Here is a 12009-nt window from a genome sequence, read left to right on the forward strand (position 1 = left end):
GTCAACCGCCTTGTCCGCCGCCGGTCGGCGGCCTGGTCGTCTCGTGGTCCGGCGTCAACAGCAGGGCCGTCGCGCCGGAGGGCGTGGCCGGGTCGACGTCGTGCTCGACGACGATCACCAGGGCCTCGATCGCGTCCCCGTCGGCGAACAGGCCCTCGGCCACCGCCCGACCCTCGCCGAAGGGATCGCCGGCTGGACTCAGGCACACGACCGGGCCGGTCAGGGCCCATTCGGTGGCGACGTGCCCGAGGACCGAATTCGGCACCGACTGAAAGAAGTACATCGGCGACACCCGGCGGCCCCCGTCCACCTCCGCGACGATGGCCGCTGCGGTGGCCTGGTCGGCGTAGGCGCTGACCAGCACGACGGCGGTCGGCCCGGCGGGCCCGGCGCCCGTGCGTCGTTGTAGGCAGCGACCGGCGACGGCCACGACGAGCGGGGGGAACGGCGAGGCGACGAAGCCGCGGATCGCGGGTGGCCGGCCGACGTCGCCGGGCTCGGGCCACGCCGCGCGGGCGAGCTCGCGGATCGCGCCGGGCGCGGTGTCGAGGCCGCTCACACCGTCTCCAACACCAGCGCGGTGTTCGCGCCGCCGAAGGCGAGGTTGCAGCTCAGGGCGTACCGGCCCGTCAGCGGAGCGGGCTCGCGCACCACCCGTACCGGGCACTGCGGATCAGGCTCCCGGAAGCCGGCGTTGACGGGCAGCCGGCCGGCGTCGAGAGCCAGCGCGGTGACCGCGAACTCCAGCAGGCCGGACGCCTCCAGGGCGTGGCCGTGGACGGACTTGGTCGAGCTGACCGCCACCGACGCCGCCGCCGCGCCGAGGCCGACGCGCAGCGCGCTGCTCTCGGCGGCGTCGGCACGTGTCGTGCCGGTGCCGTTGGCGTTGACGTACGCCACCTCCTTAGGAGTCACCCCGGCCCGGGCCAGGGCGGCCCGGATGGCCGACCCCATTCCGGCCCCGCCCGGGTCGGGTTGGCAGACGTGGTAGGCGTCGCCGGCCCGGGCCCAGCCGGCCAGCCGGGACCGCACCCGAGCGCCGCGCCCCTGGGCGCTGGCCGCCGACTCCAGCACCACGGCGACGATCGCGTCGCCCAGCAGCATCCCGCGCCGACCGTTGCTGAACGGCCGCACGGCGCCGTCGTCGGCCAGGGCCCGTCCGGCGTCGAACAGGCCCTGGTGGTCGGCGTCGACGAGGAAGCCCCCGGCGACCACGGCGCGATCGCACCGACCCCGGGAGATCATCGAGGCGGCCTCGGCCAACGCGGTGCTGCCCGCCACGCAGGCCGACGTGTAGACCCGTGCGACGCCGGGAAGCCCGCAGCGCCGGGCCACGGTGGCGGCCAGTTCGGCCGGCCCGTTGCCCGACCCGCCCGAGCGGGCCACCGTCGTGCCCGTGCCGGTGGCGAAGAACAGCGGGCACTCGGCACGGCGGTACGCCAACCCCGCGTCGTCGCAGGCGGCCGTCACGATGGCGACCAGCTCCGTGCCCAGGTCGCCGGCGTCGGCAAGCGTCGCCGCCGCTCGGACCCGGCTACGGCCGGGGTCGAAGCGACGGACCTCGCTGAAGGCGGGCTCGCCGGCCAACACCGCCGCCAGCAGCGGTGCCGGGCCACGGCCGTGAGCCGTCAGCAGGCCCAGGCCGGTGACCACGACAGGCGAACCGGTCACTCCGGCTCCGCCGCCGTCAGGGTGAGGCGGTCGAGGATCTCCGCCGCACCGGTCACCGTGGACATGGTCGCCAACTCGTCGTCGTCGAGGTCGAGGTCGAGGCCGTAGCGCCGCTCTATCTCGTAGACCAGTCGGGCGAGTTCCAGCGAGTCGATCCGCTCACGCGAGGCGTCGACCGTCCGGTAGCCCACGTCGGCGAGGATCGACAGGATCTCGTCGCGGCGATCGCTGCCGCCCACCGTCACTCCGCCGCGGCGGCCGGTGCGGCGGGTGCGCTCCGCGCCGGCTCCGCACGCCCGGCCACTTCGGCGGCGAACCGGTCGAGGGAGTAGTCGGCCAGCTTCTCCAACTCCTCGTCGGTGAACTTGACGCCGAACGTGTCCTCGACGCGGACGGCGAGTTCGGCGACGGCCAGCGACTCCAGGTCGAGCCCTGCCGGGCCGAGCACCGTGTCGCCGGTGACGTCGTCGACGTCGTAGTTCATCTGTGCCAGCGCATCGACGATGGACTGGCGAACCTCATCTGACATTGCTTGACTCCTCCCATGGAATGGGTCGTGGTGCGGATTGCGACGATCACCGGCGACCCCAGGGGTCGGGCGTCGGAACATCTGGTGAGCACCGCCGCCGACCTGCTGGGCGCGCCGGCCGGCGAGGTGGGCGTGGTACGGGACCAGACCGGCCGGCCGAGGCTCACCGGCGCCGCGCGCGGGTTGCACGCGAGCATCAGCCACGGACGTGGCGTGGTGGCGGTGGCCGTGTCGGCGGTGACGCCGGTCGGCGTGGACGTCGAGCGCGACCGCGAGCTGCCCGGTGCGGCGTTGGCCCGACGCTGGATGGCAGCGGCCGACGCCGACTGGCTGACCGACCAGCCGGCCCCCCTGCACACCAGCGCGTTCCTGTGGCTGTGGACGCAGAAGGAGGCCATCGGCAAGGCACGCGGCACCGGCCTGCGCGGCGGCGGTCTACGGCAGCAGCTGGTGCTGCCGGCCCGCTGGCCGGACCCACCGGGGTCGCTGCCGCTGCGCCCTGTACCCGACAGTCGCGCCGGGGTGGCCTGCGGAGCGCTCGCCGGCGGCCTGGTGCTGGCCGTCGCCGGGCAGGAGCGGCCGCGCCCAGGCGACATGGACGGCATCCGGCTGCTCACCGGTCCACCGGAGGCGATCGCGTCCTGACGAGCCGTCGACGGTCGCGCCACACGCGTCCCTCGTCGGCGCGTCATGACGGCGTCGGCTCGGCCGACGCACGGCGCAACACGGCCACGTCGCGCACCAGCTTGCCGCTGGACGTACGCGGCAGACGCTCCAGGAACTGCCATCGCAACGGCCGCTTGTACGGAGCCAGCGCGTCCTCCAGGGCGGCGTCCAGCTCGGGCCCGGTGAGCGGCTTGTCCACGGCCGTGTACGCCTCGATCGCGCCACCGTCGAACGTCACCACCGCCTCGGTGACACCGGGCAGGTCGAGGATGGCCTGTTCGACTTCGGTCAGGTCGACCTTGAGGCCTCCGATGGAGACCTGCGAGTCGAGGCGGCCGCGGATCGTGACCAGGCCCGTCACCGGGTCGATCGTGGCCGCGTCGCGGGTGCGCAGCCAGCCGTCGGCCCAGCGACTCTCGTCGACGAGCCCCACGTAGGGTGTGATGGGCCGGTGCACCTGAAGCTCACCGTCGACGACCCGTACGTCGATTCCAGGCGCCGGGCGCACCTCGGGCCGGTGCACACCGAACAGGTCGGTGGCGATGACGCCGACCTCGGTCATCCCGTACATGTTGCCGAGGACGGTGTCGTAGCACTCGGCGAAGCGCTCGGGGACGCCTGGCCGGACCAGCTCGCCCGCCGTGGTCATCCGAACGAACTGCGGCAGCGGCCCGGCGGGGCGACCGGCCATCAGCATCTCGAGATGGACGGGGACGCCGATCACCGTGGTCGGCGTGGAGTCCCCCGCGATGACGCCCAGCACACCGCCGACCGTCATGCGCTCAGGCAGCGTGAGCGTGACCCGGGCGTGCAGGGCGTAGAGCAGGCCGCCGACCAGACCGAGCACGTGCGCCATCGAGGCGAGCAGTACGAGCCGCTCGCCGGGCCGGGGCACGCCGTCGGTCAGCGTGTAGCGCTCGATCTCGGCGACCAGGTCGTCGATAGTGCGTCCGATGACCTTCGACGGGCCGGTGGACCCGGAGCTCAGCTGGATGAGCGCGTGCGGCGTCGACGCCGGCCGGCCGGCCGGGCGCGCGATGACCGTCTCGTCGACGGTGACGAAGCCGCGCAGCGGTGGGAGTACGGAGTCGACGGGCTGCACGAGGAACTGCGCGCCGACGCGTTCGAGTGCCCGCTCGACCTCACCACGGGACAGGCGGTGGTCGAGCAGCGTCACCTGGGCCCCGATCCGCCAGGCGGCGAGCAGGTTGGCCACGTACGCCAGCGAGGAGGGCAGCCGTAGCGCAATCGCTCCGCCGGGGCGCAGCCCGGCATCGGTGAGTCGGGCCTGTCGGGAGGCCACCTCGGCGCGCAGCTGCGCCCGCGTGATCGGCGCTCCGAGGACGAGGCAGGTCTCGTTGCCCGGGCCGGCCAGCAGGACGTCGTCGACCCAGCCCGTGCCGAGGGCGGGCAAACCATGCCGCGCGGAAGCCAGGGGTGAATCTATAGTGGACACAGGGCCTCCACGCTGCTCGAACGGCGGGCCGGCTCGACTCGACGGGTAGGTACGCGCCGAACGGAGGAGCTTCCTCATCTGATGACATCCCGGTTCGATGAATTATATCGGCGCGGTCCCTACCGTCAAGCGCCCGACGGACCACGTGCGGAGACGATGACCACACAGAGTTACGGGGGTGGGGAATGGCACCGGACGTGTCGCCGCGCAGGGCCAGGGCCATGCTCGTCACGCTCTCCCTGGCCGCGTTCGCGTTCGTCACGACCGAGCTGCTGCCTGTCGGCCTGCTGACCCACATCGCGGTCGATCTCGACCGGTCCCGCTCGCGGGTGGGTCTGCTGGTCAGCGGGTACGCCGTCGTGGTCGTGCTGGCGTCCGTCCCGCTGGCCCGACTGACCCGGCGAATCCCCCGTCGTCACCTGCTCGGCGTCACGATGGTCCTGTTCGCCGCCGCGAACGGCACCGCCGCGCTCGCGCACACGTACACCGTGCTGGCCGGTGCCCGCCTCGTGACCGCTGTCGCCCAGGCGCTGTTCTGGTCCATCGCCACGGCGACGGTGATCGGGCCCTTTCCCCTGGCGGTGCGGGGCAGGGTGGTGGCGCTGTTCGGGGCCGGAGTGACGCTCGCGCCGGTGCTCGGCGTACCCCTCGGCACCTGGATCGGACAGCAGGCCGGTTGGCGCGCGTCGTTCGCGGCGCTGGCGGGGATCGGTCTGCTGATCGCCACCGCGGTGCTCGGCCTCCTGCCCACCTACCCGCCGGAGGCTGGCGGCGCGGCCCGGGGCACCGCACCGGACAGGCGGCGCTTCGGCGTGCTGCTGACAGCCACCGCCCTCGGCATCGGCGGCTTCATGGCCCTGCAGACCTACATCTCGCCGTTCCTACTCGACGTGAGCGGCTTCACCGACGCGGCCCTGACGCCGCTGCTGTTCACCGCCGGCGTCGCGGCCGTCGTCGGCACCCTGTTCTCGGCCCGGACCCTGGACAGTCGGCCGATCGCCTCGCTGCTGACGCCGCTGGGCATCGGTACGGCCGCGCTGTTCGGCATGTACGGGCTCGGCGCGCTCCGACCCGGCGCGGTCGCGTTCCTCGCCGGGCTCGGCCTCGCCTACGCGGCGTTCGCCTCCGCCGTGCAGAACCGGATGCTGCATCTGGCTCCCGGCAGCACCGACATTGCCTCGGCCGGCGTCAGCACCGCCTTCAACGTCGGCATCGCCGGCGGTTCGCTGCTCGGCGGCGCCCTCCTGCCCACGTCGGGGGCGCGCGTGCTCGCGCTCGTCGGCGGACTGCTGACGCTGGCCGCGCTCCTGCTGCTCAGCCAGGATGCGAGGACGTCCACCCGGTCCGACAGACTTCAGAAAATGTCAACTGGCTGACGTCAGTATGTCCGCGCAAGGCATCCCTCCGCGAGGACAAGGCACCATGACCACGTCAGAGAACAGCACCCGGCTCCAGCCGGCGTACCCCGGCATCCACGACGAGCCGGACGAACCCCAGCGTGACGCTCCAGCGCAGCGGGCTACCGCCGCGCGGTCGGGTCCCCGACCGAAACTGACCCTCTTCGCGCTGGCCCTGGGCACCTTCGCCATCGGCACGGGCGAATTCGGCAGCAATGGGATCCTGCAACTCTTCGCCGCCGACCTGGACGCTTCCATCCCAGTCGCGACGTACGCGATCAGCGCCTACGCGTTCGGCGTCATGATCGGCTCGCCGGCGATCACGCTTCTCGCGGCGCGCGCCAACCGCCGTACCCTCCTGCTGGGTCTGATCGCGCTGTTCCTGGTCGGCAACGTCCTGTCGGGCCTGGCCCCGAACATCGCCACTCTCGTCGTCTTCCGCTTCATCACGGGAAGCGTGCAGGGCGCGTTCTTCGGCGCGGGGGCGGTCGTCGCCGCGTACGTCTACGGCCCCGGCAAGGGCGGCAGGGCGTTCGCCACCGTGATGGGCGGTCTGACGGTGGCCACCATCCTGGGGTCGCCTCTCGGCACCCTCGTCGGCCAGCACGCTGGATGGCGTGCGACCTACTGGACCGTTGTCGGCCTGGGCCTGCTGGCCGGCGCGGCGCTCCTGGCCTGGCTGCCCCGCACCGACGATCTGCACGGCAGCTCGGTGGGACACGAGCTCGCGGCCCTGCGACGACGCGAGGTCTGGCTCATGGTCGCGGTCGCGGCACTCGGCATCTCCAGCATCTTCGCCGTCTACACCTTCATCGGGCCGTTCGTCACCGACGCGGCCCGGCAGAGCACGTCGCTCATCCCGGTCGCCCTGGCTGTCTTCGGCCTCGGCATGGCCTTCGGGAACTACTTCGGCGGGCGGGCCGCCGACCGGCACGGCAACCGGCCGCTGATCTACGGCTTCGGCTACGTCCTGGTGCTGCTCGTGGTCATCGGTCTGCTCGGCCGTGAGGTCCTGATCCTCCTGCCGACGCTGTTCGGCGTCGGCGCGACCATGATGTTCGCCATTCCCACCATCCAGGTACGGCTGACCGAATTCGCACCCGACGCGCCGACCCTCATGGGTGCGCTGAACTTGGCCGCCCTCAACCTCGCCAACTCGCTCGGGGCCATCGGTGGCGCCGTCGCCCTCGGCGCCGGGTGGGGAACCCTCTCCACGGTGTGGGCGGGTTTCGTCCTCACCAGCGCCGGCCTGGTTCTCTTCCTCACCACCGTCGGTCGGACCAGGCCAGCCGCCACGCCCGCGTAGTCGCCGACCGGCGTCGGCCACAGGTTGGCCGACGCCGGTCGCGGTATGCAGCCCGACAGAGATCAGTGGGCGGTTCCGTCCGCCTGGCCTCCGGTCCCCCGCAGCTGGCTCCAGGGGCGGCCATCCGCACCGGGAAGCCGGGTCGTGGCGAAGCGCTGGTCGACCTCGGCGAGCTGCTCCGGCGTGGGGTTCGGGCCCAGGCTGCCGAGTTCCTCGAAGAGTTGCTCGTTGCCGGCCGGCGCGCTGACGAACAGCAGCTTGCCGCCGGTTGGGGTGACGAACGTGTGGTAAGCGCCCCGTGGTACCACGACAGTGGTACCCGGACCACCGGAGAATTCGGCGTCGCCCACCCGGAAGTGGTACTCCCCTTCGAGGACGTAAGCGATCTTCATGAAGTCCTGGTGCGCGTGGGGTGGGTTCTCGGCAATCACGTCGTGATGGAACAGAAAGGCACCCAACGCCCCATCCACCTCGGCGCCCCGGACGAGGATCTCAGGCCGGTGCGGGCCGCCGAGTTCGATCAACTTCCCCTCGCCAGGCTGCACCGCCCACCCGTCCCGGCCCCAGCTCGCTTGGTGTGTCAAGACTGCCCCTCTCTCGTGCTTTCCATCAGCGCGTCTACTCAACGCCGGGGCACACGATTTCCAGTGACCAGCAAGTTACCGCTGGCCGAGGCCGTCGCGACGGTGAAGCCACCGAAGCCACCCGTCGGGAGGTGTCGACGCAAGTCAGTGAGGGTCCAGTTCTCGTCAACACCGGCCGTCTACTCTTCGAGGGTGAGTACCGGAGACGCCGACGGTCCTGTCCTGGACGCGGAGCAGTTCGACCGCCTGGCCAGCTACGGCACCGAGGAAGAGGTCCGCCAGGGACAGCACCTGTACGCCGCCGGCGACAGCTCCTACGACTTCTTCCTGCTGCGTACGGCGACAGCGGAGGCGGTGCGCAACGCGACGTCGCTCGAGCCCGAGCGGCTCATCTACCGGCGTGGGCCGGGCGAGTTCCTCGGCGAGCTGAGCCTGTTGACCGGGCAGCAGGTGTTCCTCACGGTCCGTGTCGTCACCGCCGGGACGGTCGTGCGGATCACCGCCCCCGACCTGCGCCGCGTACTCGCCGACCAGGTCGACATCGCCGACGTGCTGATCGAGACCTTCCGTGCCCGGCGCGAGCTCATGCGCGGAGCGGCCGGCAATGCCCTGGAGATCGTCGGTCGACCGAACGTGGCTGGATCGCTGGAGCTGCGGACGTACGTGAACCAGATGCTCCTCCCGCACGCCTGGCTCGACGCGTCATCGCTACCCGGGCGGGCACTCATGCGGGCAGAGGGTGTCGGCGAGGACGAACTTCCGGTCGCCGTCACCAGCAACCGCGTACTGCGTCACGCCACTCCCGGCACGGTCGCCGAGGCGCTCGGCCTGACCTACGTACCCACGGCGCGCGACCCCGACCTGGTCGTCGTCGGCGCCGGGCCGGCCGGGCTGGCCGCGGCGGTGTACGGCGCCTCCGAAGGTCTCGTGACGGTGCTGCTGGACGGCACCGGTATCGGCGGTCAGGCTGCCAAGAGCGCGCGAATCGAGAACTACCTCGGCTTTCCCGAGGGTGTCAGCGGTGAACAGTTGGCCCGGCTGGCGATGCTCCAGGCGTTGAAGTTCGGCGTCCAGATCTACGCGCCGTGCGCGGTGGTCGGCCTGGACGTCTCCGACGAGAGCCGTCCCGTCGTGGAGTTGGAGGACGGCACCCGGATCGCGACGTCCGCGGTCATCGCCGCCACCGGAGCGCGTTACCGACGCCTCGACATCGAGCGGTGGGCGGAGTTCGAGCAGAGTGGCTGCGTCCGGTACGCGGCAACGGAACTGGACCTGCGCGGGTACGAGTCCCAGCCGGTCGCCGTGTTGGGCGGCGCCAACTCGGCCGGGCAGGCGGCGCTCTCCCTGGCCGCGCGCGGCTGCTCCGTACACCTGGTGGTGCGCTCGACCGACCTCGGAGCGAAGATGTCGGCCTACCTGACCGACCGGATCCAGGCCAACCCGAGGATCACCGTCCACACCGGCAGCACGCTGCGTGAGCTTCAGGGGGAGGACACCCTGGCGGCGATCGTCGTGGAGAGAGAGGGTGAACCCACGAGGCTGGACTGCCGGGGGCTGTTCTGCTTCATCGGTGCCGAACCGGAGTCCGCGTGGATGAAGGGCATCGCGATGGACGAGAGCGGTTTCGTGCTGACCGACAGCCGGCTGCCGTCCGGCACGCACCAGTCGCCACTGCCGTTCCAGACCAGCGCTACCCGCGTCTTCGCGGTGGGCGACATCCGCTCCGGCTCCACGAAGCGGGTGGCGACAGCCGTCGGCGAGGGGGCCGGCGCGGTTTCCGCGGTCCACACCGTGCGCGCCCGCTGAGGTCGCCTACGACGCGTCACGGCCGGGATCACCCGGTACTCCGTCCGGCGGGAACCACGCGTGTGGCCCCGCCGGACGGAGGTGACCGGCGTTATTCGCCGGCCACCAGTGAGATCAGCTGATCCGCAGCCGGACCCGAGGATGCCGGGTTCTGGCCGGTGACGAGCAGCCCGTCGCTCACCACGTACGGCTCGAAGTTGCCCGCCTTGGAGAAGTCGCCGCCCTTCGCGACCAGCTCGTCCTCGACGAGGAAGGGCACGACCTTCGTCAGGCCCATGTACTCCTCCTCGCTGTCGGTGAAGCCGGTGACCCGCTTGCCGGCCACCAGAGGCTCGCCGTCGGGCGTCACGCAGTGCCGCAACACCCCCGGGGCGTGACACACCAGCGCGATCGGTTTGCCCGCCGCGACGACCTGCTCGATCAGCTTGATCGAGGTGTCGTCCTCGGCGAGGTCCCAGAGAGGGCCGTGGCCGCCCGGGTAGAAGACGGTGTCGTAGTCCGCGACGGAGACCGAGTCGAGCCGTACGGTCGTCGCGAGCTGACGTTCCGCCTCGGCGTCCGCCGTGAACCGGCGGGTCTGGTCGGTCTGGAAGTCCGGCTCATCGCTCTTCGGGTCCAGGGGCGCCCGTCCACCCTGGGGCGAGGCGAGCGTCACCTCCCACCCGGCGTCCCGGAACCGGTAGTAGGGCGTGGCCAGCTCCTCCAGCCAGAACCCGGTCTTGCGGCCGGTGTCACCCAGCTGGTCGTGCGAGGTCAACACCATCAGAACCTTGGTCATGCACCGCTCCTTGACATCATCAGGCCGTTCCGCGCAGGAATGAGCTCCTGCGTCATGTCGAGTACGACGATGGCGGACCCCTGCGGGCCGCCACCGCCGTCCGCCGTGCCGGCGGACATACCCACGGTCCGGCGACTCAGACGCCGAACGCGACAACCTCGAGCTGGATGTTGTCGATGTCCCGGAAGACGACTGTCGAGTAGAGGAACGGGTCCCTCGCGGTCTGGATGCCGGAGTGCGCGACGCCCAGGCTGTCCAGCCAGGCCGACCAGGCCTCGAGCCCCTCGCGCGTCTCGACGTTGAGGGAGAAGTGGTCGAGGCCCGTGCGAGCCTCGTTGAACTCCTCGCCCTGGTTGCCCTCGTTGTGGTGCAGACCGATGGAGAAGCCGGTGCGCGGATCGATGACCAGTTCGGCGTACCCGGACCACTCGCGCCCGTAGTGCGGAAGCTTGCCGTCCGCGAGCGTGGCCTGGAAGACCTTCTGGTACCAGGCCACGCTGGCCTCGAGGTTCCGAACGGTGAAAGCGACGTGGTGCACGCCGCTGAACGACGGTGCGGTGACGTCGGCCATGAATACTCCTTCGTGCTACGTGATGAACACTGCACCAGGAGTTGTAGGCAACGTGAGTTGAGGAGCAGTTGACAGGAGCTGAACGAGCGCCGTGCGGTGAAACGCACGGCAGGCCACCCCGCCGAGAGTGGGAAGTGGCGCGCCGCGACGGTGCTCAGCCGACCTCGGTGACATGAACGCCTGCCTACTTTCCGAAGATCTCCCCGTCGCAGCAGCGGCGCCCCCCATCACTGGAATGAGCCAGCCGGACCAGGGCCATCAACCCAGGTCCGACTGGCTCAAAACTACTCACCAGATCACGCGCGGCGTGCAGGTGCTACAGCTATTCCGACCCCCGCACGCACCTCGATCTTGCTCGATATCGACGAGCCATCATGCTACGCGTCCTCACCGCCGCCGTAGTTGGCCGTAAGCGCAGCAACGTAGCCGTCCGGCGCGGCGCGGCGCCTGAAGGTCCACGGAAAGAACGAATTCACTGCATCGGATACGTCCAGGAGTGGCCCGAACTGGGCCTGCCATTCACTTCGGGTGGCCGCATTCGGGAAACCCCGAAATACGGCAACTTCGTATCCCCGCTCACCCCAGCAGCCCCATTTTCCCGAAGGTCCGGTAACAGCAACCACGTTCGCCGACAAAGCCATCGAGGAATAATTGTGACCGGGTGGATCAGTGCCGATTGCCGCCCAGTAGTCGTCCTCGCCAGCCTCCACAGGAAGAGAGATCGCCGGATAGAGTCCATACTTCGGGACGAAATACGCCTCACCATCAGGTTCGAGCACGAGCAGTTCAATTCGCTCATCACCATGCCACCGGGCCGCAGCACAGAACGCCGGCCAGAACTCCGGGACGAGGATCGAGTCAAACTCGCAGAAGAGGGAATCGCTGGCGTCTGCTCTGAAGACCTGATCGGGGAGTCTCGCATCAAGATGGAAGACCGTCGCCGCGTGCGATCGAATCGACGCGTAGCCGTCGGGATCGACGATCGAACCAGATTCCGACATCAGTCTTCCCCTAACCTAATCTTGAGGTCAGACTGCTTCGACCCAGGATTGAAGAACTCCGCCGTCCATCCGTCAACAGACTTTGCGTGGTCACGAAGCTGATACCTTGACCCATCCTTTGAGTAAACGATACCCCACCCCACGTCTTCACGGATCCAACCGTTCGCTTCGAGGTTCGCACCGAATTCTACGGGACCGACGTCCGTCTGCCTGTTCGGCTTACTCTTGCCGATGGTAATGTCTT

General features: G+C 70.3%; 13 protein-coding genes. 4 read left to right on the top strand and 9 right to left on the bottom strand.

Annotated features, from left to right (window positions below; translation table 11 throughout):
- Position 1: 1 nt before the first annotated feature.
- The 4 genes from ACGFH9_RS22685 to ACGFH9_RS22700 are packed head-to-tail and all read right to left on the bottom strand — an operon-like array spanning position 2 to position 2200.
- A complete protein-coding gene (locus ACGFH9_RS22685) occupies positions 2 to 559 on the bottom strand; it encodes a beta-ketoacyl synthase chain length factor (RefSeq protein ID WP_393222511.1) in 558 nt (185 codons plus the stop codon).
- Positions 556 to 1671: a beta-ketoacyl-[acyl-carrier-protein] synthase family protein gene (locus ACGFH9_RS22690; RefSeq protein WP_393222514.1), complete on the bottom strand. Its 1116-nt coding sequence runs from the start codon at positions 1669 to 1671 to the stop codon at positions 556 to 558. Before ACGFH9_RS22690 ends, ACGFH9_RS22685 begins: the two co-directional genes overlap by 4 nt.
- Positions 1668 to 1910, bottom strand: a complete 243-nt coding sequence (locus ACGFH9_RS22695; RefSeq protein ID WP_355236210.1) for a hypothetical protein — start codon at positions 1908 to 1910, stop codon at positions 1668 to 1670. The genes ACGFH9_RS22690 and ACGFH9_RS22695 overlap by 4 nt, the downstream gene beginning before the upstream one ends.
- A gap of 2 nt (positions 1911 to 1912) precedes the next feature.
- The gene (locus ACGFH9_RS22700) at positions 1913 to 2200 is read right to left on the bottom strand and encodes an acyl carrier protein (protein WP_355236207.1); all 288 of its coding nucleotides are present in this window, start codon (positions 2198 to 2200) and stop codon (positions 1913 to 1915) included.
- A gap of 15 nt (positions 2201 to 2215) precedes the next feature.
- Here ACGFH9_RS22700 and ACGFH9_RS22705 point away from each other — a divergent pair, with 15 nt between their 5' ends.
- The gene (locus ACGFH9_RS22705; RefSeq protein ID WP_393222519.1) at positions 2216 to 2845 is read left to right on the top strand and encodes a 4'-phosphopantetheinyl transferase family protein; all 630 of its coding nucleotides are present in this window, start codon (positions 2216 to 2218) and stop codon (positions 2843 to 2845) included.
- Positions 2846 to 2888: 43 nt separating this feature from the next.
- On the opposite strand, the gene ACGFH9_RS22710 is transcribed toward ACGFH9_RS22705, so the two are convergent.
- Positions 2889 to 4313, bottom strand: a complete 1425-nt coding sequence (locus ACGFH9_RS22710) for a class I adenylate-forming enzyme family protein (protein WP_393222602.1) — start codon at positions 4311 to 4313, stop codon at positions 2889 to 2891.
- A 194-nt stretch (positions 4314 to 4507) separates the two neighbouring features.
- Between ACGFH9_RS22710 and ACGFH9_RS22715 the strand changes: the two genes are divergently transcribed.
- Together ACGFH9_RS22715 and ACGFH9_RS22720 are read left to right on the top strand one after the other, a co-directional pair.
- Positions 4508 to 5698 carry an MFS transporter gene (locus tag ACGFH9_RS22715; protein WP_393222522.1) on the top strand — a complete coding sequence of 397 codons (1191 nt, stop codon included), beginning with the start codon at positions 4508 to 4510 and terminating at the stop codon, positions 5696 to 5698.
- Positions 5699 to 5744: 46 nt separating this feature from the next.
- Positions 5745 to 7025, top strand: a complete 1281-nt coding sequence (locus ACGFH9_RS22720) for an MFS transporter (protein WP_393222525.1) — start codon at positions 5745 to 5747, stop codon at positions 7023 to 7025.
- A 62-nt stretch (positions 7026 to 7087) separates the two neighbouring features.
- Here the strand turns inward: ACGFH9_RS22720 and ACGFH9_RS22725 are convergent, their stop codons facing one another.
- Positions 7088 to 7549, bottom strand: a complete 462-nt coding sequence (locus ACGFH9_RS22725) for a cupin domain-containing protein (RefSeq protein WP_393222528.1) — start codon at positions 7547 to 7549, stop codon at positions 7088 to 7090.
- A gap of 252 nt (positions 7550 to 7801) precedes the next feature.
- On the opposite strand from ACGFH9_RS22725, the gene ACGFH9_RS22730 reads away from it, so the two are divergent.
- A complete protein-coding gene (locus ACGFH9_RS22730; protein WP_393222530.1) occupies positions 7802 to 9415 on the top strand; it encodes an FAD-dependent oxidoreductase in 1614 nt (537 codons plus the stop codon).
- Positions 9416 to 9506: 91 nt separating this feature from the next.
- Here the strand turns inward: ACGFH9_RS22730 and ACGFH9_RS22735 are convergent, their stop codons facing one another.
- The 3 genes from ACGFH9_RS22735 to ACGFH9_RS22745 form a co-directional block, all read right to left on the bottom strand.
- Positions 9507 to 10193 (bottom strand): type 1 glutamine amidotransferase domain-containing protein, encoded by a 687-nt coding sequence (locus tag ACGFH9_RS22735; protein WP_393222533.1) that lies wholly within the window; start codon positions 10191 to 10193, stop codon positions 9507 to 9509.
- Between the two features lie 136 nt (positions 10194 to 10329).
- Positions 10330 to 10764 (bottom strand): VOC family protein, encoded by a 435-nt coding sequence (locus ACGFH9_RS22740; RefSeq protein ID WP_355236185.1) that lies wholly within the window; start codon positions 10762 to 10764, stop codon positions 10330 to 10332.
- A gap of 377 nt (positions 10765 to 11141) precedes the next feature.
- A complete protein-coding gene (locus ACGFH9_RS22745; protein WP_393222536.1) occupies positions 11142 to 11765 on the bottom strand; it encodes a hypothetical protein in 624 nt (207 codons plus the stop codon).
- Positions 11766 to 12009: the final 244 nt, after the last annotated feature.

It is taken from the genome of Micromonospora sp. NPDC049102, from assembly GCF_043197485.1.
In the GTDB taxonomy this organism is placed as follows: domain Bacteria; phylum Actinomycetota; class Actinomycetes; order Mycobacteriales; family Micromonosporaceae; genus Micromonospora.